The 24,940-nt window shown below is 64.4% G+C and carries 29 protein-coding genes; 9 read left to right on the plus strand and 20 right to left on the minus strand.

Annotated elements, in window-relative coordinates:
• Nucleotides 1-64 precede the first annotated feature (64 nt).
• A complete protein-coding gene (locus IVB46_RS32860; RefSeq protein WP_063980379.1) occupies nucleotides 65-709 on the minus strand; it encodes a carbonic anhydrase in 645 nt (214 codons plus the stop codon).
• Nucleotides 710-878: 169 nt separating this feature from the next.
• On the opposite strand from IVB46_RS32860, the gene IVB46_RS32865 reads away from it, so the two are divergent.
• A complete protein-coding gene (locus IVB46_RS32865) occupies nucleotides 879-1,760 on the plus strand; it encodes a CoA ester lyase (protein WP_071908673.1) in 882 nt (293 codons plus the stop codon).
• A 116-nt stretch (nucleotides 1,761-1,876) separates the two neighbouring features.
• Here the strand turns inward: IVB46_RS32865 and IVB46_RS32870 are convergent, their stop codons facing one another.
• Entirely contained in the window at nucleotides 1,877-2,677 is an 801-nt protein-coding gene (locus tag IVB46_RS32870; RefSeq protein WP_063980381.1) for a Crp/Fnr family transcriptional regulator, read from the minus strand.
• Nucleotides 2,678-3,122: 445 nt separating this feature from the next.
• Between IVB46_RS32870 and IVB46_RS32875 the strand changes: the two genes are divergently transcribed.
• Entirely contained in the window at nucleotides 3,123-4,793 is a 1,671-nt protein-coding gene (locus IVB46_RS32875; RefSeq protein WP_247306722.1) for a caspase family protein, read from the plus strand.
• 21 nt (nucleotides 4,794-4,814) lie between these two features.
• Here IVB46_RS32875 and IVB46_RS32880 read toward each other — a convergent pair whose 3' ends face one another.
• From IVB46_RS32880 to IVB46_RS32895, 4 genes are all read right to left on the minus strand, one after another.
• Entirely contained in the window at nucleotides 4,815-5,234 is a 420-nt protein-coding gene (locus IVB46_RS32880) for a DUF6455 family protein (RefSeq protein WP_247344303.1), read from the minus strand.
• A gap of 291 nt (nucleotides 5,235-5,525) precedes the next feature.
• Entirely contained in the window at nucleotides 5,526-6,311 is a 786-nt protein-coding gene (locus IVB46_RS32885; protein ID WP_135213881.1) for a hypothetical protein, read from the minus strand.
• 80 nt (nucleotides 6,312-6,391) lie between these two features.
• Nucleotides 6,392-6,997 carry a 3-isopropylmalate dehydratase small subunit gene (gene leuD, locus IVB46_RS32890; protein ID WP_014490662.1) on the minus strand — a complete coding sequence of 202 codons (606 nt, stop codon included), beginning with the start codon at nucleotides 6,995-6,997 and terminating at the stop codon, nucleotides 6,392-6,394.
• Nucleotides 6,998-7,103: 106 nt separating this feature from the next.
• A complete protein-coding gene (locus tag IVB46_RS32895; RefSeq protein ID WP_071908670.1) occupies nucleotides 7,104-7,673 on the minus strand; it encodes a pyridoxamine 5'-phosphate oxidase family protein in 570 nt (189 codons plus the stop codon).
• A 99-nt stretch (nucleotides 7,674-7,772) separates the two neighbouring features.
• On the opposite strand from IVB46_RS32895, the gene IVB46_RS32900 reads away from it, so the two are divergent.
• On the plus strand, nucleotides 7,773-8,576 hold the full coding sequence (locus IVB46_RS32900) for a helix-turn-helix transcriptional regulator (RefSeq protein WP_085402930.1): 804 nt from the start codon (nucleotides 7,773-7,775) through the stop codon (nucleotides 8,574-8,576).
• A gap of 4 nt (nucleotides 8,577-8,580) precedes the next feature.
• On the opposite strand, the gene IVB46_RS32905 is transcribed toward IVB46_RS32900, so the two are convergent.
• Complete coding sequence (locus IVB46_RS32905; protein ID WP_071908668.1) at nucleotides 8,581-8,979, minus strand: metallopeptidase family protein; 399 nt, start codon at nucleotides 8,977-8,979, stop codon at nucleotides 8,581-8,583.
• Between the two features lie 166 nt (nucleotides 8,980-9,145).
• Here IVB46_RS32905 and IVB46_RS32910 point away from each other — a divergent pair, with 166 nt between their 5' ends.
• Nucleotides 9,146-9,427, plus strand: a complete 282-nt coding sequence (locus IVB46_RS32910; protein ID WP_063980388.1) for a hypothetical protein — start codon at nucleotides 9,146-9,148, stop codon at nucleotides 9,425-9,427.
• A gap of 49 nt (nucleotides 9,428-9,476) precedes the next feature.
• The gene (locus IVB46_RS32915; protein ID WP_084794921.1) at nucleotides 9,477-9,737 is read left to right on the plus strand and encodes a hypothetical protein; all 261 of its coding nucleotides are present in this window, start codon (nucleotides 9,477-9,479) and stop codon (nucleotides 9,735-9,737) included.
• A 9-nt stretch (nucleotides 9,738-9,746) separates the two neighbouring features.
• Here the strand turns inward: IVB46_RS32915 and IVB46_RS32920 are convergent, their stop codons facing one another.
• Nucleotides 9,747-10,046 carry a DUF1330 domain-containing protein gene (locus IVB46_RS32920; protein WP_063985986.1) on the minus strand — a complete coding sequence of 100 codons (300 nt, stop codon included), beginning with the start codon at nucleotides 10,044-10,046 and terminating at the stop codon, nucleotides 9,747-9,749.
• Nucleotides 10,047-10,207: 161 nt separating this feature from the next.
• Between IVB46_RS32920 and IVB46_RS32925 the strand changes: the two genes are divergently transcribed.
• On the plus strand, nucleotides 10,208-10,768 hold the full coding sequence (locus IVB46_RS32925) for a hypothetical protein (protein ID WP_247306726.1): 561 nt from the start codon (nucleotides 10,208-10,210) through the stop codon (nucleotides 10,766-10,768).
• A gap of 51 nt (nucleotides 10,769-10,819) precedes the next feature.
• Here IVB46_RS32925 and IVB46_RS32930 read toward each other — a convergent pair whose 3' ends face one another.
• From IVB46_RS32930 to ffh, 9 genes are all read right to left on the minus strand, one after another.
• Complete coding sequence (locus IVB46_RS32930; RefSeq protein ID WP_247306729.1) at nucleotides 10,820-11,029, minus strand: hypothetical protein; 210 nt, start codon at nucleotides 11,027-11,029, stop codon at nucleotides 10,820-10,822.
• A 94-nt stretch (nucleotides 11,030-11,123) separates the two neighbouring features.
• Nucleotides 11,124-12,530: a 3-isopropylmalate dehydratase large subunit gene (gene leuC, locus IVB46_RS32935; RefSeq protein WP_063985988.1), complete on the minus strand. Its 1,407-nt coding sequence runs from the start codon at nucleotides 12,528-12,530 to the stop codon at nucleotides 11,124-11,126.
• A gap of 322 nt (nucleotides 12,531-12,852) precedes the next feature.
• On the minus strand, nucleotides 12,853-13,233 hold the full coding sequence (gene rplS / locus IVB46_RS32940) for a 50S ribosomal protein L19 (RefSeq protein ID WP_063980390.1): 381 nt from the start codon (nucleotides 13,231-13,233) through the stop codon (nucleotides 12,853-12,855).
• 108 nt (nucleotides 13,234-13,341) lie between these two features.
• On the minus strand, nucleotides 13,342-14,097 hold the full coding sequence (gene trmD / locus IVB46_RS32945; RefSeq protein WP_247306750.1) for a tRNA (guanosine(37)-N1)-methyltransferase TrmD: 756 nt from the start codon (nucleotides 14,095-14,097) through the stop codon (nucleotides 13,342-13,344).
• 55 nt (nucleotides 14,098-14,152) lie between these two features.
• A complete protein-coding gene (locus tag IVB46_RS32950; protein WP_247306752.1) occupies nucleotides 14,153-14,818 on the minus strand; it encodes a hypothetical protein in 666 nt (221 codons plus the stop codon).
• A gap of 53 nt (nucleotides 14,819-14,871) precedes the next feature.
• Complete coding sequence (locus IVB46_RS32955; RefSeq protein ID WP_247306755.1) at nucleotides 14,872-15,552, minus strand: hypothetical protein; 681 nt, start codon at nucleotides 15,550-15,552, stop codon at nucleotides 14,872-14,874.
• Between the two features lie 119 nt (nucleotides 15,553-15,671).
• Nucleotides 15,672-16,214, minus strand: a complete 543-nt coding sequence (rimM, locus tag IVB46_RS32960; RefSeq protein ID WP_247306777.1) for a ribosome maturation factor RimM — start codon at nucleotides 16,212-16,214, stop codon at nucleotides 15,672-15,674.
• 9 nt (nucleotides 16,215-16,223) lie between these two features.
• A complete protein-coding gene (gene rpsP, locus IVB46_RS32965) occupies nucleotides 16,224-16,556 on the minus strand; it encodes a 30S ribosomal protein S16 (protein WP_063980395.1) in 333 nt (110 codons plus the stop codon).
• A gap of 85 nt (nucleotides 16,557-16,641) precedes the next feature.
• Nucleotides 16,642-18,186 carry a signal recognition particle protein gene (gene ffh / locus IVB46_RS32970; protein WP_166346789.1) on the minus strand — a complete coding sequence of 515 codons (1,545 nt, stop codon included), beginning with the start codon at nucleotides 18,184-18,186 and terminating at the stop codon, nucleotides 16,642-16,644.
• A gap of 529 nt (nucleotides 18,187-18,715) precedes the next feature.
• Between ffh and IVB46_RS32975 the strand changes: the two genes are divergently transcribed.
• Entirely contained in the window at nucleotides 18,716-19,696 is a 981-nt protein-coding gene (locus tag IVB46_RS32975; RefSeq protein WP_247306779.1) for an MBL fold metallo-hydrolase, read from the plus strand.
• 159 nt (nucleotides 19,697-19,855) lie between these two features.
• Here IVB46_RS32975 and IVB46_RS32980 read toward each other — a convergent pair whose 3' ends face one another.
• Together IVB46_RS32980 and IVB46_RS32985 are read right to left on the minus strand one after the other, a co-directional pair.
• Nucleotides 19,856-20,575: an SIMPL domain-containing protein gene (locus tag IVB46_RS32980; protein ID WP_247306782.1), complete on the minus strand. Its 720-nt coding sequence runs from the start codon at nucleotides 20,573-20,575 to the stop codon at nucleotides 19,856-19,858.
• A gap of 5 nt (nucleotides 20,576-20,580) precedes the next feature.
• Nucleotides 20,581-21,324: a GyrI-like domain-containing protein gene (locus IVB46_RS32985; RefSeq protein ID WP_071908659.1), complete on the minus strand. Its 744-nt coding sequence runs from the start codon at nucleotides 21,322-21,324 to the stop codon at nucleotides 20,581-20,583.
• Nucleotides 21,325-21,530: 206 nt separating this feature from the next.
• Here IVB46_RS32985 and dapF point away from each other — a divergent pair, with 206 nt between their 5' ends.
• Together dapF and mtaB are read left to right on the plus strand one after the other, a co-directional pair.
• The gene (gene dapF / locus IVB46_RS32990; protein ID WP_071908658.1) at nucleotides 21,531-22,406 is read left to right on the plus strand and encodes a diaminopimelate epimerase; all 876 of its coding nucleotides are present in this window, start codon (nucleotides 21,531-21,533) and stop codon (nucleotides 22,404-22,406) included.
• Nucleotides 22,406-23,659 carry a tRNA (N(6)-L-threonylcarbamoyladenosine(37)-C(2))-methylthiotransferase MtaB gene (gene mtaB, locus IVB46_RS32995; RefSeq protein WP_063980400.1) on the plus strand — a complete coding sequence of 418 codons (1,254 nt, stop codon included), beginning with the start codon at nucleotides 22,406-22,408 and terminating at the stop codon, nucleotides 23,657-23,659. Before dapF ends, mtaB begins: the two co-directional genes overlap by 1 nt.
• Before the next feature lie 152 nt (nucleotides 23,660-23,811).
• Here the strand turns inward: mtaB and IVB46_RS33000 are convergent, their stop codons facing one another.
• The gene (locus tag IVB46_RS33000; RefSeq protein ID WP_247306784.1) at nucleotides 23,812-24,921 is read right to left on the minus strand and encodes a DUF2336 domain-containing protein; all 1,110 of its coding nucleotides are present in this window, start codon (nucleotides 24,919-24,921) and stop codon (nucleotides 23,812-23,814) included.
• Nucleotides 24,922-24,940 lie beyond the last annotated feature (19 nt).

The raw sequence follows: 24,940 nt of genomic DNA on the forward strand, positions 1-24,940 counted from the left end.
ACCAAGGTCTCAATCGGGAAAGATGGTGGGCACGGCGCGTTGCGCCTTTGCCCACCCTACGAATTCAAGCCGCGTTGCGCACGCTCTTGAATTCCTTCGCGACCTTGTCCAGCACGAACAGCGACCCCTCTGCCACGCCGAAATAGGCGCCATGGGTCTGCATCTGGCCTGAGTCCACCGCCTTCTGCACGAACGGAAACGTCATCAGGTTTTCCAGGCTGCGGAACACCGCGGCCTTCTCGATGCGCTCGACGAACTGTGCCATGGTTTCGTGGTCGCGCTGCTCGACCACTTCGCCCGGCTTGATGAACATCTGCATCCATTTGCCGATGAAGTCGCCCGGCGTGAGCGGCTCGATCTTGTCGACGAAGGCACGGATGCCGCCGCATTGCGCGTGGCCGAGCACGACGATGTGTTTCACCTTCAGCACCGTCACGGCATATTCCAGCGCCGCGGAGACGCCGTGCGCATTGCCGTCGGGCTGATACACCGGCACCAGATTGGCGATGTTGCGGACGACGAACAGTTCACCCGGGCCGACGTCGAAGATCACCTCGGGCGAGACGCGGCTGTCGCAGCAGCCGATCACCATCACTTCCGGGAACTGCCCCTTCACCGACAGCTCGCGATAGCGGCTCTGCTCGGTCGGCAGCCGCTGGGTGGCGAAGGCCTTGTAGCCTTCCAGCAAATGCTTCGGGAATGTGATCATGGCCTATGCCTAACCATAGACCAGAGGGGCGAACAAGCCTTTCGAATAGGCAGGCCAGATGCTATCGGCTTGGCTTGTTGTTTGAGCATGATCCTTTCGGAAAACCGCCGCACATTTTTCCGGGATCATGCTCCAGAATACACCCGAGGAAACTGGAAGGAATGCTCGCATGACCCGCCCGCGCCGCAGCCATCTGTTCATGCCCGGCTCCAACCCCCGCGCGCTGGAAAAGGCGCGAAATCTCGCCGCCGACGGCCTGATCCTCGATCTGGAAGATTCCGTCGCCCCCGACCTCAAAGGGGTGGCGCGTGACGGCATCGCCGCTGCGATCGCGGACAAGGGATTCGGCAAGCGCGAGATTTTGATCCGGACCAACGGCCTCGACACGCCCTGGTGGGCCGATGACGTCGCGATGGCCGCCAAGGCCTCGCCTGATGGCATTCTGGTTCCAAAAGTTTCAAGCATCGAGGATCTCCAGGCGATCGGCGCTCGCCTTGCCGAACTCGGCGCCGCGCCGACGGTGAAGGTCTGGGCGATGATCGAGACCGCGCGCGCCGTGCTTCATGCCGAGGAGCTGGCCGCCGCGGGCCGCGATCCCAAGACGCGCCTCTCCGGTTTCGTGTTCGGCCCGAACGACATCTCGCGCGAGACGCGCATCAAGATGTTGCCGGGTCGCGCGGCGATGATCCCGATGATCACCCATTGCATTCTGGCGACGCGCGCCCATGGCCTCGAGATCCTTGACGGCCCCTACAGCGACATCGCGAATTCAGACGGTTTTGCCACCGAATGCGCACAGGGCCGCGACCTCGGCTTCGACGGCAAGACGCTGATCCATCCGTCGCAGATCGAGGCCTGCAACGCGATCTTCACGCCGCCCGAAGAGGAAGTCGCGCGCGCGCGAAAGATCATCGCGGCATTCGAGCTGCCGGAGAACGTTTCGCGCGGCGCGATCCGGCTCGATGGCGCAATGGTGGAGCGTCTGCACGCCGACATGGCGCGGCGCACGATCGAGATCGCGGACGCGATCGCAGCGATGAGCAAGGGCTGAGGCGTCAACTCGAAGAAGCGATATCCGCTTTTCCCCGCCAGGCGGACATCTTCTCGACGTCAAGAGGACTGCCGCTTGTGACCCATGCGGTCATCGCGGCGGTCAGTCCCAATCGCCTATTTTCCCGCCCGCGAAGCGGCTCTGGATTCGTCACCCGCGACGATGGCGCTTTCGCGGGACGGTGCATCGACAGGCTGCGGCGCCGCCAATTCCTGGCAATACATCTGATCGATCTTGCGCTGCATGAGCGCATAGCAATCGCATGCGACCTTCTCGAGCCGCGCCCGATGGATCTCGACAAACCCGCGCCGGTCGGACGGGACGGCGCCGGCATCGCGCAGCTTGCTCATCGTCAGGGTCACTGTTGTCCGTCGCACCCCAAGCAATTGCGCAAGCGCCTCGTGCGTCACCGGAAGCCGGTCATCGGGAACGCGGTCGTGCAGCTGCAGGAGCCACCGCGCCATGCGGCCATCGACCCGGTGCAGCGCGTTGCAGGCGGCGACGTGCTGGAGCTGCAACAACACCGCGCGGGCGTGGACTTGCACGACGTTCCTGATGGCGGCGCTTTGCGCAAAGGCCGCGCGAAACTTGGCGGCGGAAATCAGCGATGCTGTGCCGGCGATCCGAGCAATCGCGGTCACGGATGACAGCGACGGGCCGAGCACGGAGAACGAGGCCAAAGCGCCTTCCCGTCCCATCAAGGTGGTTGCGACCGTTTGCCCGTCCGGCATATCGATCATGAAGGCGATGGCGCCGCTATGGGGAAAATAAACCGGGTCGAGCTCATCGCCCGACCGCACCAGGATGGCATCGGGTTCGAACGAGACCTTCTGGAAGTAGGGCGTGAGCAAACCGAGATCCGCCGGCGGCAACGCCGCCAATAGTCGATTCCCGATGCCCGTGCGGTGGACGGTCACGGCGCTTTCCGGTGAACGAGCACCCAACGAACGACGGTAACCATCTATTTCGTTTGCCATGATTGTCCGGAATTCGAATTGCCGAAGGGCAACCATCCAAACAGAGCCATTCGTCGAGATCAAGCACGGACAATTGCGGAGACCTTGCCGGCATCCTCGCCGCGCAAACAGGGCCTTGCATACATCATACTATTGACGCCCTTTGCTACTGGGCGAGGTGCCACACGTGGTGATCGACCAGTGATTGTTGCGGCAGCGCGTGAGTTTGCCCTGGCCCGGGTGCTTCCGCGCCGATGCCGAGCTGCACCGGCATCATCAGCAGCTTGTCGTCGGCTCGTCGCGACGGCGGCTGTTTCGCCGAAGCCCGCGATCTCGGCTTTTCCCGTTGCGGTAGTGAACAGGGGTGCTACCCTCGAAGCCATTGGTGGGGCCGGGCAATCTATTGATGCGTTTTTTTGGGGCAGCCGTCTTTCTCGTCACGTCGCTTTTGTCCGCTCAGCCTGCCCTTGCGCAGGCGCGGGTTGCGCTTGTCATCGGCAATGGCGCCTACGAGAAGGTGCCCGAGCTGCCGAACCCGACTCGCGATGCGGCCGACATCGGCCGCGCGCTGGAGCGGCTGGATTTCAAGGTCACTCAAGTCAAGAACGCCACCGCGCAAGAGATGAGGAAGGCCGTCGTTGAGTTCGGCCGATCCGCCGAAATGTCCGACATCGCCGTCGTGTTCTACGCCGGGCACGGCATGGAAGTCGGCGGCGAGAATTGGCTGATCCCAATCAGCGCCGAGCTGCGCAGCGATACCGACGCCGAAAGCGAGGCGATCAGCCTGCGTTCGGTGAGCCTTCAGGTTTCGAAGGCACGGAAGTTGGGCCTCGTGATACTTGACGCGTGCCGCAACAACCCTTTTGCCGCGAAGATGAAGCGCTCGTTGAGCACCCGGGCCGTGGCTCGCGGGCTCGCGCCGATGGAGCCGTCCGACAACGTCCTGATCGCGTATGCCGCCCGGGACGGCACCACGGCAAGCGACGGCGATGGCCGGAATAGCCCGTTCACGACGTCGCTGCTTCGCCACATCGAAACACCCGGCCTGGAGATATCGTTTCTGTTTCGCCGGGTTCGTGACGACGTGATGGCGGCAACCAGGCGCGAACAGCAGCCCTTTGTGTATGGCTCCTTGTCGAAGGAGGAGATCTACCTCAAGGCCCCTGCCGTCGCCGCTCAGGCACCAGCTGCATCGGCTCCGGCGCCTGCTGCTCCCGCGGAAGACGAGAAATTCTGGCAGGCTGTCCGGACGTCGACGGTGGCAGCTCTCTTTGAGGAGTTTCTCGCCAGATATCCCCGCAGCGACCACGCTGCCGAAGCCCGCCAGCGAATCAAGGATCTCAAGGCCAGCGAAGTTGCGGCGCTATCATCTCCGGCTGCTGCTCCGAAATCCGATGCGAGCGGACGCCAGGAGGCTGATGCCAAGCGCGCCGTACGAAATCCATTTACGCCCGACGACAACAAAAAGATCTCTGTCATCGCGGCAGCTCAGCACCTCGAATTGCCGAGCTTCACCATCTCGTCCGATCAGAACGATCCACTCAACGCCAATTCCAGGTTTGTCGGCGTGTGGTCCAACAAGCGTGGGTGGACCAATGGCAAGGGACGCTACGCCATGCTGATCGTCACGGAGGTCTCCGCGACGGGCTTGGCCAAGGGATACTACCTCTGGGGGCCGCCCACGAAACAATCATGGGCGAAGGATGTGGCGGGATACAAATCGTTCGCCGAGTTCATTGCGAACGATAAATTCTCCATCATTGGAACGCCGGTTACGGCCAAGCTGGACAAGAACGTCCTTGCCCTGACTTCTGTCAACAAGGAGAATCCGTCGGAGACCGCGAATATCGAGCTTCGTCCAGTCTGGCAGCTTGTGCCGGTGCCCGAGGATGCCGAACCTCCGACCAAGCGCGATAAAACGTCGCGAGCTCATGCAGTCAAGAAAGAGAGCGCGGCCGAACCTGGCCCTCCGGGTCATGCCGGCGGAGCGAGTATGGAAGAGCGCTATCGCGCGTGCAGAAAGCTCGTGAAAGGATTTGCCCAGCGCGACGCATGCGCGCGAAACGGCACGATCTGATCTTTCGACCCAGACGACACGTCAGCGCGGGGCGACGTCGGCCCGATCGAGCGACTCCAGCGTCGAAGCATTAGCACAATAGCCGTGGTAGTTCTCCGCGGCGGTGCCCTCGGCGAGATCGCGGTCGCATTGTCCCTTGTGATTGCAGAGCGAGCAGACGCGCTCCATGTCGCGGAGCAGCAGCGGCTGCGCACGACCGAGCCTGTCTGTGCTGATGCCGAGCTGCTCGAGCATCTTCGGCAGCTCGTCGGCGGCGTGCTTGCCGTGACGGACCAGCTCCTCCAGATCGTCAGGCGCGATCCTGAGATCTTGCGCGATCCGGTCGAAATCGGCGCGATCGAGCTGCCGCATCTCGTTCATCTCGCGGCGATGCTTCAGCCAGGCGGCAAAGGACTCGATGAGGTCCTGGACGATGGGATAAGGCCTGCTTGCGGTGCTCATGGAAAGCTCCATTCGGGCGGCGGAATTGGAGCGAGAATAGGCACAATGGTGCAGAGGCGCGTTGCGCTGGATCAAATTTGGAAGCGTTGGAGTGTGGCGCGTTGGTGGTTGGTTTCGTGTCCCGGACGCGGTGCGGCGCGAAGTGCCGCTCCGCAGAGCCGGGACCCATCTCGCCGCATCTCCGGGCCCCGGCTGAGCAGCGCATCACCATAGCGCGTCGAAGACGCGCGTGAACGCGCTTATGGTGCTGCGCTGCGTCCGGGGCAGGAGAGCGCCGCGTAGCGGACTGAGTTACGCGAACCGCTCCGTCGCCCACGCATACAGGCTGCCCGGGATCGGCTTTTCGCCGCCGCGGCCCTTGGGCGAGATGTGGAGGCCGATGATCTCGGGGTTGGTGACGAGGCCGAGATAGCTCGAGGGATCGAAGAACAGTTTTGGCTCGGCATGCACGGCGTAGAACGATTGCTTCGGCAGCGCGTTCTGTAGTTCACCGGTGCGGCGCGCGAGCGCGGTCAGCGCTGCCGGCCCGAAGATCGCGACGCGAATGTCCGAGAGACGGTTCGAGCCCCCGCGCAGGCGACGCATCATGAAGGTGATGCGATGGCGCACCGACAGCCAGTTCGGCGTCAGCTCCTCCTGCTCCATCAGCTCCTCGAAGGCGGCAACGATGCCGTGCTCCGCCGGCAGATAGATCACGGAATTGCCGAGCTGGCGCGGCCGCTCCCAGGCGAAGTAGGGTTTTGCCGGATCGATCTCGACGGGTTTCAGCAGCAGCACGTCGGCATCGAGCCAGAGGCCGAGGTTCTTCGCCATCAGCTTCATGCGGAAGAAGTCGCTGAACTGCAGCGTGGTCCAGTCGCGCCAGCTTCCGTCCGGCTGCGGCGGTCGCAATCGTTCGGAGAACGCGTGCGGCAGGATCGCCTCGGCGTCCGCGTTCCCGATGCCCGCGGGCAGGCCGGGAATGGTGTCGAAACTGTAGACCGTGACCTTGTGCCCGGCCGCGAGCTGCGAGCGCAGACAGGTCTGGCGCAGTGCGTCCATCGGGCCGTGCCAGAAGGTGACGATGTCGGGCAGCATGCGCGTCAATCTAGGGGTTAATCAGGACAAAGAAAAAGCCCCGGCGCTATCAGCACCGGGGCTCGAACTGGAGCTCGATCTCAGGCCCAGGCGCGCTCGCGCTTGAGCTTTTCCTCGTAGGTGTCGATCGAGGCCTTCTTCTCCATCGTCAGGCCGATGTCGTCGAGGCCGTTGATCAGGCAGTGCTTGCGGAACGGATCGATCTCGAACTTGACCTTGCCGCCGTCGGGGCCGCGGATCTCCTGGTTCGGCAGGTCGATCGTCAGCGTCGCGTTGGCGCCGCGCTCGGCGTCGTCGAACAGCTTGTCGAGGTCTTCCTGCGAGACGCGGATCGGCAGAATGCCGTTCTTGAAGCAGTTGTTGTAGAAGATGTCGCCGAACGAGGTCGAGATCACGCAGCGGATGCCGAAGTCGAGCAGCGCCCAGGGCGCGTGCTCACGGCTCGAGCCGCAGCCGAAATTGTCGCCGGCGACCAGCACCTTCGAATTGCGATAGGCGGGCTGGTTGAGGACGAAATCCGGATTCTCGCTGCCGTCGTCCTTGTAGCGCTGCTCGGAGAAGAGCCCCTTGCCAAGGCCAGTGCGCTTGATGGTCTTGAGGTACTGCTTCGGAATGATCATGTCGGTGTCGACATTGATGATCTTCAGCGGCGCCGCGACGCCTTCCAGCGTGGTGAACTTGTCCATTTCAGGCTTCCCGGTTTGAAGTCAGGGGAGGGCTATTTAGCCCGGTTGGCACACAAATCCTAGGCCGGATTCGGCAGGCCTAAGGGGCGTAAATCGAGGTTCGTCCTCAGCCTGGCGGAGCCATGCTGTCAGGAGCAAAGCCGGTCGGCAGGCCGTCGATGCTCTTCATGTTCTTCAGACCCCAGTATTTTCGCAAATTGTTGACACCCTGCGCCGTCCAGTAGCGCACGAGGCTGCCGCGTTCTTGTCTGTAGTCGAACAGCGGCACGCCCATACCGCATGACGTCTGCACGAGGTCGACCGAGAGGCGCACGATTTGGCGGGCGCCTGCCATGTCCTCGAAGTCAGGAACGAGATCGGAATATTCCGGCGTGCCGCGCATGAGCGATCGAGCCTGGCCATAGAGCCGCAGGATCATCGGGGCGCCGTCGAAGGCGCAAAACATGATGGTCAGCCGCTTGTCGTCGGAGGCGGTCAGATGCGCACGGGTCTCGCTGCCGCTGCCGGTACAATCGAGGTAGGCGACGTCGCTCTCTCCCAGCACCCGGAATGACGACAGGCCCTTGGGAGACACGTTGATGCGTCCCTTCGGCGGGGCGCTCGCGACGAAGAAGATCTTCTGCCGTTCGATGAAAGCCCTGTGCTCGGGTTCGATCCTTGCGAATTGCCTGCCCATACCCGTTCGTCCTTTCCGCAGCGACGCCGCAGCGGCAAAGAGTTAGCATGCCGATTATACCCGTTTAAGAATGTTATTTATGCTGGTATAAAAACCACCATGAAGGGACCAGACCCGATCGCTCCAGCTCTCTCGCTCAGCGCGTTCCTGCGCGCGCTCCGGGAGCGCCAGTCTCCGGCAGAATTCGGCCTCGCCGCCGGAGCACGGCGGCGCACGCCCGGCCTCCGGCGCGAGGAGGTCGCTCAGCTCTGCGGATTGAGCGTCACCTGGTACACGTGGATCGAGCAGGGTCGCGATGTCTCCGTCTCGGCTTCGACACTTGCGCGCCTCGCACGCGGATTGCGCCTGTCACGAGCGGAGCGCAGCTATCTGTTCGAAGTTGGGGGCAAGCGCGATCCCGAGCGTCCCGGCCACAGGGATGATCCGCCTGAGGAGGTGCTGGCCTGTGTCGATGCGATCGATGGGCCGGCCTACATTCTCGATCGCACATGGGGCGCGCGTCGTTGGAATGCGAAAGCGTCCCGGTTGTTTGCCGGATGGCTCGATGCTGACGGCGAAAAAAATCTTCTGCGCTACATCTTCCTCAGGCCCGAGGCGCGAACACTGATCCTCGACTGGACCTCACGCGCGCAACGCGTCGTCGCAGAATTCCGCGCCGCTGTTACAGCCTATTCCGACGATCCGGACATTCGCCGGCTCGTCGAGGAACTGAGAGTTGGAAGCCCCGACTTCGAACGCTGCTGGGAGACGCAGGGGGTTCTGGCACGCGAAGGCGGCGAGCGTGCGTTCGATCATCCGACCATGGGACTGCTGCACTATCAGCAGGTGTCGCTGTCTCTCGCGGGCTGGTCCGACTATCGACTGACGATGCTTCTCGCTGCGCCAACCATACGCAACCGATGACGTCCTACTCCGCCTGAGCCTCAATCGCCGCCATATCGTCGTCTGAGAGGCCGAAATGGTGGCCGATCTCGTGGATCAGGACATGGCGGACGATGTGGCCGAGGCTCTCGTCGTGCTCGGCCCAGTAATCCAGGATCGGCCGGCGGTAGAGCCAGACCATGTTGGGCAGCCGCGCCACGTCGCCCAGGCTCTGTTGGGGCAGGCCGACGCCCTGGAACAGGCCGAGCAGGTCGAACTCACTCTCGCATTCCATCTCGTCCATCACTTCCTCGGTCGGGAAGTCGTCGACGCGGAGGATCACGCCCTCACAGAGGCCGCGAAATTCCGCCGGCAGGCGCTCGAAGATGTCGTGCGCCGTCGCTTCCATCTCCGCCAGCGAGGGCGCTTTCAATTCCGTCCACATGGGCTTTTCTTAGCGCGGGTTCCGTGGCGATGCATCCGGCTTTATAGAAGGCTACGAAGAGTTGACGCCGCGCGCGAAAACGGGGAGCGTACGGCGCCTCAAGGGGATAGCTCAGGTGGGTGGTGGTGCGATGCGGGCAGGAACAGCAGTACTGGTTCTACTTTGCATGGGGTTGTTTTCGCAATTTTGCGTTGGTGCGGAAGCCCAGACGGCCGGCGCCGGTGTCAGGCTGGCCCAGGCGGCCTCGCCAGACGACGTTCCCCCGCCGCGCAGGCGCCCGCCCGCCCGGCTGCGCGTCACGCCCTACTACGCTCCGGACGGCGTCTATCCGCGCTACTATCCGGGTCCCGATGCGGTCCGCGAGTGCAACGCGACCTATGTGCAGGAATATCGGCCGAGCGGCACGGTGATCGTGCCGCATATGAGCTGCTACTGGCGGCGGGGCTGACGCGCCTCAACGGCCGTGTGATGCCCGCATCTTGAGGGCGGAGTTCGTCATGACGAGATGGATTGCATTGGCCGTTGTCGCCGGGCTCGCAGCGGGTTTGCCTCGCGCTTCAACCGCGCAGAGTGTGACGAAGTCGGATGCCTCGGCCGGGACAGCGATTTTCGATGCGAGACGGCACGCAAGACACCATGACGTTGCGCGGCGCTCAGCGCCCCATGATCCGCATTATTACGCGCGGCCCATCTACTATCGTCCCTATCCCTACGGCGTGCCGGCACCGTTCGTGTTCGGCTACGGGCCGTGGTGGTGACGCACCGCGTTAGCCCGCCGGCGCAAATCCCCTGACCAGCAGCACGGTTGCCTGCGCGCCCGCCTTGCGATCGCGCGAGATGTCTTCGTAGTCCGGCGAATTCGAGAAGGCAAGGAACGCCGCCTCGTCGGGAAACGACATCATGACGAGCTTGTCGAACGGCCACGGGCCCTCGAGCACGCGCGGCTGCTCGTCGGCGGCGAGCAGCCGTCCATTGTACTTTCTGAACACGTCGAAGAACCGCGCCTGATAGCGGTCATAGGCCGCGCGGTCCGTCATCTTCAATTGCGCGATCGCGTAGACGGTCATCTCTCGAATTCCTTTTGTCGTGGCGCCTCGGCAGGAAGCTTGTTCATTCACAAGGCGTTCACGTCGCTGTCCCTAATTTAATCTTGGGAGCGGCTGCAATTGAGCAGCGATGCGAGCGACGATGCGCCGCAATGCTGCCGTTCAGATTCAGGGAGAATTCCATGCTGCGGATCTTGGATGCTCGGACAAGCCCGATACGCTTGCTCGGGCTCGCGGCCGTTGCCACGCTGATGCTGTCGGCCGGGACTGCACAACGTGCCGAAGCGATGACTCCGATCAATCCGACGCCGTTGCCGGCGGCGAAGGCTGCAAGCGACGACATGATCACCCAGGTTCGCCACGGTGGCGGCGGTGGTGGACATGGTGGCGGCTTCCATGGCGGCGGCGGTTTTCGTGGCGGTGGTTTCCATGGCGGCGGAGGACATATCGGCGGTTTCCGCGGCGGTGGCTTTCGTGGCGGCCATATCGGCGGCTTCCGCGCCGCACCCGCCTTTCACGGTGGCGGCTATCGCTACGGCGGATTTCGCCACTATGGCGGTTTTCATCGCTACGGGATCTATCGCCCGCATTACGGCTATCGCCACTTCCACCGGCGCTATTATTACGGCGGCTACTATCCCTACTACAACTATCCGCGCCGCTGCCGGGTGATCTGGACCTATTACGGTCCGCGCCGCGTCTGCCGGTGGCATCGCTGGCACTATCCGTACCGCTATTGGTAATCGCGATCGAAATGAAAAGGGCGCCGCGACGGCGCCCTTTGTTCGTGTGGCCTAGAGCCAATCCTTCAGCTTCCACGACGCCGGCTTCCACCGCGTCAGGTTCTCGAGCTTCCACTGCTTGATCATCGCCGGCGGCCAGCGGCTGAGCTTCGAGGTCTCCTCGACCTCGGGCTTGGCGACGATGGGCAAGGGCGTTGCGCGTCGCCGCTGCTGGCGCGTCGCCTCGCCGATCAGATCGACATATTCAGGCTTGTTGGCCATGCGCTGTGTCCTCGCGAAACCGTCGCGAGGACGCAGTGTCGGCGATGCCGATTAACGGCCGTTTGCCACTTTAGCTCAAATTGCTGGGAGCGGCTTACCGCCACTCCCTGACGTCGACGAAGTGACCCGCGATCGCAGCCGCTGCCGCCATCGCCGGCGACACCAGATGCGTGCGGCCCTTGAAGCCCTGGCGTCCCTCGAAGTTGCGGTTCGAGGTCGAGGCGCAGCGCTCTTCCGGGGCCAGCTTGTCCGGGTTCATCGCGAGGCACATCGAGCAGCCCGGCTCGCGCCATTCGAAGCCGGCCTTGATGAAGATCTTGTCCAGACCCTCAGCTTCGGCCTGCTCCTTCACGAGGCCGGAGCCCGGCACGACCATGGCGTTGACATGCGCTGAAACGGTCTTGCCTTCGGCAATCTTCGCCGCCGCGCGCAGATCCTCGATGCGGCCGTTGGTGCAGGAGCCGATGAAGATGCGGTCGAGCTTGATGTCGGTGATCTTCGTGCCCGCCGTCAGGCCCATGTATTTCAGCGCGCGGTGCTTGGAGAGACGCTTGGCCTCGTCCGCGATCTGATCCGGATCGGGCACGATGCCGGTCACCGAGATGACGTCCTCAGGCGAGGTGCCCCAGGTCACGATCGGCGGCAGCTTGGCAGCGTCGAGGCGCAGCTCGTGGTCGAAATGCGCGCCGTCGTCGGAGCGCAGCTTCTCCCAGTAGCGCATCGCCGCGTCCCAGTCCGCGCCCTTCGGCGCCTTCGGGCGGCCGCGCAGGAAGTCGAACGCCTTCTGGTCGGGCGCAACCAGGCCGGCGCGCGCGCCGCCTTCGATCGACATGTTGCAGACCGTCATGCGGCCTTCCATGCTGAGCGCGCGGATCGCATCGCCGGCGTATTCCAGCACGTAGCCGGTGCCGCCGGCAGTGCCGATCTCGCCGATGATGGCGAGGATGATGTCCTTGCCCGTCACGCCTTCCGGCAATTTGCCGTCGACGGTGACGCGCATGTTCTTCGCCTTCTTCTGGATCAGCGTCTGCGTCGCCAGCACGTGCTCGACCTCGGAGGTGCCGATGCCGTGTGCGAGCGCGCCGAACGCGCCATGCGTCGAGGTGTGGCTGTCACCGCAGACGATGGTGGTGCCGGGCAGGGTAAAGCCCTGCTCGGGGCCGATGACGTGGACGACGCCCTGGCGCTTGTCGAACTCGTCGTAATATTCGATGCCGAATTGCTTGGCGTTCTCGGCCAGCGCCTTGATCTGCTCGATGCTCTCCGGATCGGGATTCGGCTTGGTGCGATCGGTGGTCGGCACGTTGTGGTCGACGACGGCGAGCGTCTTTTCCGGCGAGTGCACCTTGCGGCCGGTGGCGCGCAGGCCCTCGAACGCCTGCGGCGAGGTCACTTCGTGCACCAGATGGCGGTCGATATAGAGCAGGCAGGTGCCGTCGTCGGCTTCGTGCACCAGATGGTCGTTCCAGATCTTGTCGTACAATGTGGTCGGCTTGGACATGAGCTTCAGCTCCAGGAATGTTGTGGTGCGGATATGCGCGGTCACGCGCGGGCAACAAAATCGTCAGCGCAGCTTTTAGGCTGCGCGCGTAAGCTCTGACGTTGCCGAGGTCGCGAAGCGTCCGAAGAACCGGCCAGGCAGCCGCGAGCGATCGTCGATGACGATGCGCGTGACGGGGGCGAGGCTGGTCTGATCTGGAAACATTCCAAGAATATATAGCAGGCCGATTTGGAAGCGCGAGTGCTTTGACGCGCACGGCTGACGCAACAAAAAAGCGCGGGGTTTTGCCCCGCGCTCTCTAGAACTCGTCTGGTAGCGGTGCTTACTCGTTGACGGCCTTGGCGTGCTCAGTCTTCTCGACGATGCGGGCCGACTTGCCGCGAAGGTTGCGGAGGTAATAGAGCTTGGCACGACGCACCTTGCCGCGGCGCACCACCTTGATCGAGTCGATCATCGGGGAGAGCAGCGGGAACACGCGCTCGACACCCTCGCCATAGGAGATCTTGCGGACGGTGAAGCTCTCGTTGAGGCCGCCGCCGGAACGGCCGATGCAGACGCCTTCATAGGCCTGCACGCGGGTACGGTCGCCTTCGACGACCTTCACGTTGACGATCACGGTGTCACCGGGACCGAATTCCGGAATCTCCTTGCTGGCGGAGAGCTTGTCGAATTGCTCTTTTTCGAGCTGTTGGATCAGGTTCATGGGTAAGTCTCCATCGGCGCGCCCAGCCGCAGGACGGGGGCTGCGCGAAATTCGTTGATCCAGCTATTGCGGATGTGGCCGCTCCTATAAGGCAAGCCGGAGGGTTTGTCACCCGTCTGTCTTGTTTTTTGGCGTTTTTTGGCGTCTTGCCCGATTCGGGGCTTTGGCCGGGATTTGGGCCCATAAATCAGGCCGCCGGGCCGCCGTCAGGGCCTCGGATTGTGCCCGCCGCCAGGCTGCAACCTTGGCGTGGTCGCCGGAGGTCAGGGTCTCCGGGATCGGAGCGCCCTCGAACAGCTGCGGGCGGGTGTATTGGGGGTATTCGAGCAGGCCCTCCGAAAAGCTTTCCTCGGTTCCCGAGGCCTCCTTGCCCATCACGCCGGGCAGCAGCCGGACGCAGGCGTCGATCAGGGCCAGCGCGGCGATTTCGCCCCCGGACAGCACGTAGTCGCCGATCGAGACTTCCTCCAGGCCCCGTCCGTCGATCACCCGCTGGTCCACCCCCTCGAACCGTCCGCAAACGATCAGGGGGCCCGGACCCTCGGCCAGCTCCACCACCCGGGCCTGGGTCAATGGCCGACCCCTCGGGCTCATCAGCAGCTTCGGCCGGTCCGGGCTGATCCCGGCGGCATCGATCGCCGCCGCCAGAACATCGGCCCGCAGCACCATGCCGGGTCCGCCGCCGGCCGGGGTGTCATCGACGCTCCGATGCCGGTCGGTGGCCGAGGCCCGGATGTCCCGCGCGTCGAGCTCCCAGAGCCCGCCAGCCAGCGCCCGGCCGGCCAGGCTCACGCCGAGCGGCCCCGGAAACATCTCCGGAAACAGCGTCAGCACCGTCGCGCGCCAGGGTGAGGAGGTCGTCATGGCCGCTGGTTAGGGCATTGCGGCCGACAGGTCGAGGCCCGGCCAGCCGGGTTGGTTATTGCTTGCGGCCGTACTCGACGAGCTCGATGACGTTATTGGTCAGCAGATGGCCGTTGCCGCGCGCCACGTAGGTCCGTTTCGCCCAGTGGTCGATGGCCGGCGCGTACCAGGTCATGGCCGAGATCTCGTGCTTGCGGCTCGGATCGTTGGTCGGGCGCCTCAGGAGCGTCGTTTCGATCTTGTACGTCTCGAATGTGCCGGCCTTGGTGGTGATGGTCTCCTGGCCGACGACCTTCGAATGGCCCGAGCGTTTCCAGATGAAGCCCTTGCTGCCGTTGACGTCATCGGCGGAGAAGCTCCAGCTATCGCCGATTTTCAGCGGCGCATGGATGCCGCTGCCGTCGCCGGGCTGATATTTCCACTCACCCGTGTTCTTCAGATTCCACGACCGATCGTAGATGTTCAGGCCCTCGGCCTCCTTGCCGTCGGTCGTGACCCGAACGCTGATCTCGGCAGGCGTGACCTCGGTGACGATGTTCCTGCGGACCGCGCTGACCTTGCCGCTGATTTCGTCCCGCACCTCGTAGGTCCAGAAGTCGCCTTGCAGGGGTGCCTCCATCGCGATGACCGGCTTTGCGGCGGCGGGCGGATCACTCGCCGCCGATGCCAGGGTGGTGCCGGCAAGCAGACAAGCCATCATCGTGGCCGCGTAACGAGACATCTTCATGCTCCCCGGAAGGCTTCGGTCATCGACGGTCGCTTTTGCGCTGGTCGCTAGCGGCGGCCGTATTCGATCATTTCGAGCGCGCCCCGCTCTCGAACCCTGCCGTCCGCCCTGCTGACATAAGTGCGCTTCACCCAATGGTTGATCTCGGGCACGTACCAGGCCTGCTGCTCGGCCTGGGATTTCTTGGTGGGATCGTTGGCGTTTCGCATCTCGATCGAGGTTTCGATCTTGTAGGCCTCGAATGTGCCGGCGCGGGTGGTGATGGTCTCCCTGGCCGTGACCTTCGAGGTACCCGTGCGCTTCAGGTTGACACCCGCCGTGCTGTTGGAGTCGCTGGACTTGAACGTCCAGGTCTTGCCGATCGCGAGGGGTATGCGGATGCCCGTGCCGTCATTCGGCGTGAACCGCCATGCACCATTGTTGATGATGTCCCACGACCGGTCATAGGTCTGGTAGCCGAAACCGGGCTTGCCGAGGATCTCGAACCGGACGCTGATCTCGGTGGCCGACACGTCGGTGATGGTATGCGTCATGGTCGATTTGAGGTCGCCCGTGATCTCGTCGCGCATCTCGTAGGTCCAGTGGTCACCGACCTGCGGCTCCTCCATCGGGGCGAGCGAGGTGGCTGGCTCGGCTGCAGCCGGCGGGGGGCTCGGTGGCGTCTGCGCACTGACGAGGCCCGCGGATGCGAGCAGGCCGATCGTTGCCATAAGACAGCGGCGCAGCATTTGGAGCTCCGGTGTTGGGGAGACGCGCGGGAGGGCGATGCAACCAAAGCGTGAACGAGCCGGATGCCCGATGCAAGTGAAGATTTCGCGAGATTTGTTAGCGAGCCGTTACCGCACCGTCATGATGACGGAGCCTCGCTGTCATCATCACCCTCGATCTCCTGCGGCAGCGCGATCACGACGCGGCCGCCTGTGAGATCGACTTCCGGTACCACTGCGTTTGTGAACGGCAGCAGCATCGTCGTGCCCTTTGCAGATCCTTTGGGCGGAGCGATCTCGATGATGTCGCCGGCGCCGAAATTGTGGATCGCGAGCACGCGGCCGAGCGCGTCGCCGTCGGTGGTGACGGCGGCGAGCCCGATCAGGTCGGTGTGGTAATATTCGTCCGCATCGATCGCGGGCAGCTTTTCGCGCGCGACGTAGAGCTCGATGCCGTTGAGGCGCTCGGCCTCATCGCGGGTCGTGACGCCCTTGAACGTCGCGACCAGATGATCCCTGGCCTCGCGCGCCTGCGCGACCTCGAACTGACGCTTGCCGTCCTTGGAGAGAAGCGGACCGTAGCGTTTGATGGCAAAGGGATCTTCGGTGAAGGTCCACAGCTTGACCGCACCGCGCACACCATGGGCGGCGCCGATCCGCGCGACGCAGACCAGCGCCGACATGATCTGACCTTAACCCTTCGCGGCGGCTTCGGCCTGCGCCTTGCGCTCCTTGCGCGGCACGGCCTTCTCAGGGTTGTTGCGCGCTTCGCGCTTCTTGACGCCGGCGGCGTCGAGGAAACGCGCCACGCGGTCCGACGGCTGCGCGCCCTTGGCGACCCAGGCCTTCACCTTGTCCATGTCGAGCTTGAGGCGGGCCTCGTTGTCCTTCGGCAGCAGCGGGTTGAAATAGCCGAGACGCTCGATGAAGCGGCCATCGCGGGGAAAGCGCGAATCGGCGACGACGACGTGATAGACGGGGCGCTTCTTGGTGCCTGCGCGAGCGAGGCGGATAACGACGGACATCTGGTTCTCCTTCAAAGTACAGTTTGTTCGGTTGATTGGTATTCCGCGTCGCGCGAGATGCTTAGGATCCCTCGCGACGAATTCCTCATTTCTTCTTGCCCGGAAATCCGCCGAGGCCCGGCAGCGTCGGCTTGCCGCTCAGCCCGGTCAGTCCGGGAACGTTGGGCAGGCCGGTGCGCAGACCAGCGGGCAAATCCTTCGGCAGGCTGGGCAGACCTTGTCCGCCGCCTTGCATCTTCTCCTGCAACGCCTTCATCTCTTCCGGTGAGGGCGGCTTCATGCCGCCGCCAAAGCCCATCGCCTGCGCAATGCCGGCGAGCGGGCCACGCTTGCCCGAGCCCATGGCCTTCATCACGTCGGCCATGTTCCGGTGCATCTTGAGCAGCTTGTTGACCTGCTCGACGCTCTGGCCGCTTCCTGCGGCGATGCGCTTCTTGCGGCTGGCCTTGAGCAGGTCGGGATGACGGCGCTCGTCGCGCGTCATGGAATCGATCACCGCGACCTGGCGCTTCAGGATCTTGTCGTCGATGCCGGCGGCCGCGATCTGGTTCTTCATCTTGGCGATGCCGGGCATCATGCCCATCAGCCCGCTGATGCCGCCCATGTTCGCCATCTGCAACAGCTGCTCGCGCATGTCGTTGAGGTCGAACTGACCCTTGCGCATGCGCTCGGCGGTGCGCGCGGCCTTTTCGGCGTCGATGTTGGCGGCGGCACGTTCGACCAGCGACACCACGTCGCCCATGCCGAGGATGCGGCCGGCGATACGATCGGGGTGGAAATCTTCCAGCGCGTCGGTCTTTTCACCGGTGCCGATCAGCTTGATCGGCTTGCCGGTGACGGCGCGCATCGACAGCGCGGCGCCGCCGCGGCCGTCGCCGTCGACTCGTGTGAGCACGATGCCGGTGAGGCCGACGCGCTGATCGAAGGCGCGCGCAAGATTCACGGCGTCCTGGCCGGTGAGGCTGTCTGCTACCAGCAGCACTTCATGCGGATTGGCAGCGGCTTTGATCGCAGCCGCTTCCGCCATCATGTCTTCGTCGAGCGTGGTGCGGCCGGCGGTGTCGAGCAGCACGACATCGTAGCCGCCGAGCTTGCCGGCCTCCAGCGCGCGCTTCGCGATCTGAGCCGGCTGCTGGCCGGCGACGATCGGCAGCGTCGGAATGTCGAGATCGCGCCCGAGCACGGCCAGCTGCTCCATCGCCGCCGGGCGATAGATGTCGAGCGAAGCCATCAGCACCTTGCGCTTGTCGCGCTGGACCATGCGGCGGGCGAGCTTTGCGGTGGTGGTGGTCTTACCGGAGCCTTGCAGGCCGACCATCATGATCGGAACCGGCGGCACGGAATTGATGTCGATGGTCTGGCTTTCGGCGCCGAGCGTGTTGATCAGTTCGTCATGGACGATCTTGACCACCATCTGGCCGGGCGTGACCGACTTGACGACGGTGGCGCCGATCGCCTGCTCGCGGACGCGCTCGGTGAAGCTGCGGACCACTTCGAGCGCGACGTCGGCCTCCAGCAGCGCGCGGCGCACCTCGCGCATCGCGGCGTCGACGTCCTTTTCGGTCAGCGCACCGCGCCCCGTCAGACGATCGAGAATGCCACCAAGCCGTTCCGACAGATTGTCGAACAATGCCGTTGTCCCTTGTCCTGCTCGCGCAGGGTTGCCGCGTTCACCACTGTCATGCCCCGGCTTGACCGGGGCATCCAGTACGCCGCGGCCCCTCGGTTCAGCCGAGCGGCCCCTGGGATACTGGATCGCCCGATCAAGTCGGGCGATGACCACTTCCTAAGCAAGCGATCTTCCAAACACCTTTGCGCCCGAGGGCGCACAGCGCTGTCGGGCGTTGGCCTCTGGCCTCCAGGGCCAGTGGGCGGGTCGAAAAGAAAGCCTTTCCGAGAAAGTGCCGGGGTTAAACGCCGCTCCCGCCCAAAAGTCAAGGAAAGTTAGGGTGCCGGGGTGTCTTTGCCAGGGCAAGGCCCTGAGAATACGGAACTTTTGGCGGCCGGTTCCTTTTGCCTGGGCTCCGCCCATATAGAAGACGATGACTTACCTCCGTTACCATCCCTGAAGCCCGCTTGTGCCGATCACCCGCCGCCTCTTTGGATTGCTCGCCGGTGGCGCCGCGCTGGTTGGTGTTCCGCCCCTCTGGATGTCCCGCATGAAAACCTATGACGGCCCGGTCTCCGACCATTTTGACGGCCTGACCTTCTTCGATCCCGACGGGGCGCCGCCGAGATCGCTCGGCGAGGTGCTGCGGTGGCAATTAGGTGGCCGGGGGCAGCGCGCGGACTGGCCCGACTGGGTGCCCAACCCCCATGCCGACACGCCGCCGCAGCGCGTCGAGGGCGACAAGGTGCGGCTCTCCTTCGTCGGCCACGTCAGCTGGCTGGTCCAGGCCGGCGGCCTCAACATCCTCGTCGATCCCGTCTGGTCCTCGCGGGTCTCGCCCGTCAGCTTTGCCGGACCGAAGCGGCACAACGACCCCGGCATTGCGTTCGAGAAGCTCCCGAAGATCGACGTCGTGTTGGTCTCGCACGGTCATTACGATCATCTGGATATTGCGACGCTGTCGCGGCTCGCGAAGAATTTTGCGCCGCGCGTGGTGACGCCACTCGGCAATGACGTGACGATGCGCAGCGCCGACTCGTCGATCAAGGCGGAGGCGTTCGATTGGCACGACCGCGTCGAGCTCGGCGGCGGCATCGCCGTGACGCTGGTGCCGACCCGGCACTGGTCGGCGCGCGGCATGTTCGATCGCAACAAGGCGCTGTGGGCGAGTTTCGTGCTGGAGACGCCTGCGGGAAAAATCTACGTCGTCTGCGATTCCGGTTATGGCGACGGCGGGCATTTCCGCCGCATCGCCGAGAGGCACGGGCCGCTGCGTCTGGCGATCCTCCCGATCGGCGCGTACGAGCCGCGCTGGTTCATGCGCGACCAGCACATGAACCCGGAAGACGCCGTGAAGGCGCTGGCCGATTGCGGCGCGCAAGCCGCGCTCGGGCATCATCACGGCACGTTCCAGCTGACGGACGAAGCGATCGACGCGCCGGCGAAGGCGCTGGTCGAAGCGCTGGATGCCGCGATGATTCCGCAGGAGCGGTTTGTGGCGATGCAGCCGGGGCAGGTGGTGGAGATCTGAATCCATCCACGTACACAACTGTGCCCCGGACGCAGCGCAGCGTCTCTTCGACAGTGCGTTGCAGAGCCGGGGCCCATGCAGCAGCACGTGCCGTTGGCTTTCTGGGTCCCGGCTCTGCGCAGCAGCGTTTCACGCTGCAGCGCGTCCGGGACACGAGACTTACTTGCCCTCAGGGCGAATAATCGCCCAGCTCACATTCACCGTCACCGACAGCGTTTCCTCGCCCGGCGCGACTGCCGCGGGCGCCGCCATCGGCGCGGTCGCCATTCTTGCCTTGAACAGCGGCACCGGAGCGCCGCCCTCGGATACGCTGAGCGGCGAGCCGAGCGTGACGCCGGTGGCCTTGGCGTAGATCTCAGCCTTGCGGCGGGCGTCCACGACCGCCTGTTCGCGGGCGTCGTCGAGCAGCTTTGAGGCCTGCGTCACCTCGAAGGAGATGTTGCCGATGTCGTTGGCGCCGGCGCCGACCAGCGTGTCGATGATGCCAGCGACCTTGGTCACGTCGCGGATCTTCACGGTAACGCGGTTAGAGGCGCGGAAGCCGACCACGGGCGAAGCGCCGGTGGATTTGTTCTGGCCGTATTGCGGCTGCAAGGACAGGCGCGAGGTCTGATAGTCCTTCTCGGCGATACCGGCGCCCTTCAGCGCCAGCAGTACCTTGCCCATCGCGGCGTTGTTGGCGTCGGAGGCTTCCTTCGCCGACTTGGCGTCGTTGGCGACGCCGGCGTCGATCTGCGCGAGATCGGGCGCCGCGGAGATCGTGGCTTCGCCGCTCACCGAGATCGCGGAGGGAAAATCGTCCGCGCGTGCGGGCGCTGCCAGCAGCGTGGCGGCGACAGCGGCGGCAATAGACGTAAAAAGGACGGCAGGCTTCTTCATCTCTCTCACTTCAAGGGCACGAACACGTTGATCACGAGCTTGTCCTCGGCCGTCTTCAGGGGATCGGTGAGGTACTCCTCGATAAAGGTGTCCTTGGCTTCCAGCTTCTTGTCGTCGAGGTGATTGGTGATCGCCTCATAGGTGTTGTCCATGTTGTCGTAGGAGCCGCGATGGACGAATTTCAACGCCTTGCCTTCCGGCGATTTGCCGATGCTCATGTCCTTGGGCAGGTTCTTCGGGTCCTGCTCGACCGGGATCTCGGCCAGGAAGGTGAAGCCGGTGTCGTCGGTCGAGGTGTAGACGATCATCGAATTGCCGGCGGGCTTGATGCCCTGCTTGTCCAGCAGCGTGTTCAGCGCCTTGAAAGCGTCGATCAGCGTGTCGAAGGCCGAATCCCAATTGGCAGTGCCCTTGACCATCACGACCTTCTTCGGCTCGAGCGTGGTCTCCAGGCCAAAGGGATCGGCGGTCTGCACCGGGGCAGGTGTCGCGGCCGCAGCGGGCGGTGGGGCCGCCGGAGCGGGTGAGGGCGAAGCGCTGGCCGCAGGCGATGGCGCCGGAGAGGGCGCCGCCGCGGGCGCAGGTGCGGCACTTGCGGCCGGGGAGGGCGAGGCCGACGGAGCCGGCGAAGGGCTGGCCGACGCGGCGGGCGCCGGGCTGGGGGTCTGCGCCAGAGCGCCGGGCACGCCAAACGACATGGTCGCTGCCGGGATCAGCGCGAGCAGTGCGAGGCGACAAAAACGATTCATTCTATTCTCCCCAAGGGCTTATCCGCCAAGGCCTTACGTCCCCAAGGCCCTGAGCCGGCCGCGCGTCCCGGATCGCGCGAACCGCGCCGTTCTAACACGCGAGTGCCGAATTCGTCCCATGACAGATGCGTCATGGCTATGGCGGCAAATCACTGGCCAAGCCGCCAAGGATCGCCATATAAGGCAGGCGAAATTCGGGACATTTCATGAGCGCTCTGGCCAACCACGCATTTGCCAAGATGAACGGCATCGGCAACGAGATCGTCGTTGTCGACATGCGTGATTCCGCCGCGCCGGTGACGCCGGACGACGCCCGCGCGGTCGCGTCCGCGCCGGGCGGCGTGCCCTACGACCAGCTCATGGTGCTCCGGAAGCCGCGGTTCGACGGGACCGAGGCCTTCATCAGCATCTACAACAACGACGGCTCCGAGGCCGGCGCCTGCGGCAACGGCATGCGCTGCGTGGTGCGGCGCATCTTCGAGAAGACCGGGCAGACCACGGCAACGTTCGAGACCGCCGCGGGCCTGCTCAATTGCTGGCAGGGCCCGGCGCCCGATCTCTACACCGTCGATATGGGCGCGCCGAAGTTCGGCTGGCAGGAGATTCCGCTGGCGGAAGAGTTTCGCGACACCCGTTACATCGAATTGCAGATCGGGCCGATCGACAATCCGATCCTGCATTCGCCCTCGGTGGTGAGCATGGGCAATCCGCACGCGATCTTCTGGGTCGAGGACGTCAACGCCTACGATCTCGAGCGTTTTGGTCCGCTGCTGGAAAATCATCCGATCTTCCCCGAGCGTGCCAACATTACGCTCGCCCATATCGTCGATCCCCAGCACATCACGATCCGCACCTGGGAGCGTGGCGCGGGCCTGACCAGGGCTTGTGGTTCGGCGGCCTGCGCGACCGCGGTCGCTGCCGCGCGGCTGAAGCGCACCGAGCGCAATGTCGAGATCACGCTGCCCGGCGGCAAGCTCGGGATCGAATGGCGTGAAAGCGACGACCACGTGCTGATGACGGGCCCCGCGACCTTCGAATATGAGGGCTCCTTCGATCCGGCGCTGTTCGCGCCGGTCGGCTGATGGCCGTCGACGTCGTCACCTTCGGCTGCCGCCTCAATGCTTTCGAGGCCGAATTGATCCGCCGCGAGGCCGAGGGCGCAGGCCTTTCCGACACCATCGTCATCAATAGTTGCGCCGTCACCAACGAAGCGGTGGCGCAGGCGCGCCAGTCGATCCGTAAATTGAAGCGCGAACGGCCGGGTGCGCGCATCGTCGTCACCGGCTGTGCGGCGCAGACGCAGAGCCGGATGTTCGCAGACATGGCCGAGGTCGATCGTGTCCTCGGCAATGACGACAAGATGCGCAGCGAAGCCTGGCGCGATGCGCGTGCCGCGTTCGATCTCGGTGCGAGCGAAAAAATCGCCGTCAGCGACATCATGGCGGTGAAGGAGATGGCGCCGCATCTGATCGACGGCTTTGCGAGCGGCCTGCCGCGCGTGTTCGTGCAGGTGCAGAACGGCTGCGACCATCGCTGCACGTTCTGCATCATCCCCTATGGCCGCGGCAATTCACGCTCGGTGCCGATGGGCGCGGTGGTCGATCAGGTGCGGGCGCTGGTTGCGCGCGGCCATGCCGAGATCGTGCTGACCGGTGTGGACCTCACCAGCTATGGCGCCGACCTGCCGGGTGCACCAAGACTCGGCATGCTGACGAAGCAGATCTTGCGGCACGTGCCGGAGCTCAAGCGCCTGCGCATCTCCTCGATCGATTCGATCGAGGCCGATGCCGATCTGCTGGATGCCATCGGCGACGATGCGCGCCTGATGCCGCATCTGCACCTGTCGCTGCAATCCGGCGACGACATGATTTTGAAGCGCATGAAACGGCGGCATTCGCGCAACGACGCGATCGCGTTCTGCGACCAGGTCCGCCGCCTGCGCCCGGACATCGCGTTCGGAGCCGACATCATCGCGGGCTTTCCGACCGAGACCGAGGAGATGTTTTCGCGCTCGCTGGATCTCGTGGAGGAGTGCGGTCTGACGTTCCTGCACGTCTTCCCGTATTCGCCACGCCCCGGCACGCCGGCCGCGCGGATGCCGCAGGTCGCGGGCGGTGCGATCAAGGAGCGTGCGAAGCGGCTGCGTGCGGCGGGCGAAGTGGCATTACGACGGCGGCTGCAAGAGGAAGTGGGTACGACGCGCGATGTGCTGATCGAGAGCGACAGCCAGGGCCGCACGGAGCATTATCTGCCGGTGGCGATCGCGGGTGAACGTATTGGCCGTGTGGTGCCGCTGATGATCGCCGGCAGCGATGGCGAGCGGTTGACCACATAGTCGGTGTCGTCGCCCGGCTTGACCGGGCGACCCAGTACGCCGCGGCCTCTCCGCATCCGACTAACTCTCTGGAATACCGGATCACCTCGCTCCAGTGCGCAATTGCGCACAAGGCAGGTGATGACGCCGGTGTGTGTAGCGCGCGGCGCGCCTTACAACGCCCGCACCTGCCAGAATCGCAGCGTCCGCCGCGCGTTCTCCGACGTCATTCGCGCGTAATTGCTTTTCGCCCTCGCGATATCAGCGGGTTTCATCGCGCCGGTGGCAAAGCGACTCTCGAGCACGGCGGCTGTGGTTTCCCAGCTGAGCTGGGCCGCCTTGCACGGCACCAGCAAGCCGTCCTCGCGCAGGCTCTGCATCAACGGGCGAATCACCTCAATGGTCGATCCGGACAGGGCCGCTAATGCAGCCACGGTTTCCTCGTAGCGCCGCTGCGTGGCGAAGCCGAGCAGCGTCGCTTCGGTCAGCTGGCCAGTCGCCTTGAGATTTGCGATGGCCCGCTTGGCGCCTTCGAAATCGCGCACAACCGACATCTCGCGCTCGACACCGACGGTCACGGCGGCGATCGCGCCCTGGATCTCCTCGAACAGATGCGGCGGTGCGCGCGACAGCAGCCGGGTGCGCACGGCATCCGTGGCCGAGCGCAGCAACCGGCGGCGCAAATCGGACGGCAGGTCGACGCGGACGCCGACGCTCACGGCGAGCTCGGGATCGGCCTCCGCCTGCCCGACGATGACGGCAAATCCGTTTCCGGAAACGCGCGCGCCGGGATTGGCGGCAAGCCGCCGGCTGACGCTGGGATAGCGCCGCGCCAGCAGCGCGTCGGTGACGATCTCCTTGAGCCACCAGCGACCGGCGACCGCGAGCAGATGCGATTCGCCCTTGCTGGAGGCGATCTTCACCAGCTCGCCATCGTCGAGGCGCGCGGATTCCTGGAGCACGGGGCCGGCGATGCGAATTTCGTCATTATTGGCGAGGCGGCGGATCACGGAGGGCGGCGCCTGCGCGATCGGCGCAAGCTGCGCGCTGATCTCGGCCAGCGCAATTCGTGCGCCCATGTCGGCGATGGCGCGCAGCTCGATGGTGCCGATCAGGCGCTCGAGCACGTCGTCGAACAGCGCGATCTGCTCGTTGCCAAAACTTCCGGCGGAGGAGAGGAACAGGTCGGTGACGCGGCGGGCCGTTTCCAGGCCCTTTTCCGCCGAGCCGAGCCGAATCGCTGATTCGACTTCATCGATGATCGAAAACTCGGCCGTGGACATGACGCGTTGCTCGTCCTGA

The organism is Bradyrhizobium sp. 61 (assembly GCF_023073075.1).
Lineage (GTDB): Bacteria > Pseudomonadota > Alphaproteobacteria > Rhizobiales > Xanthobacteraceae > Bradyrhizobium > Bradyrhizobium barranii.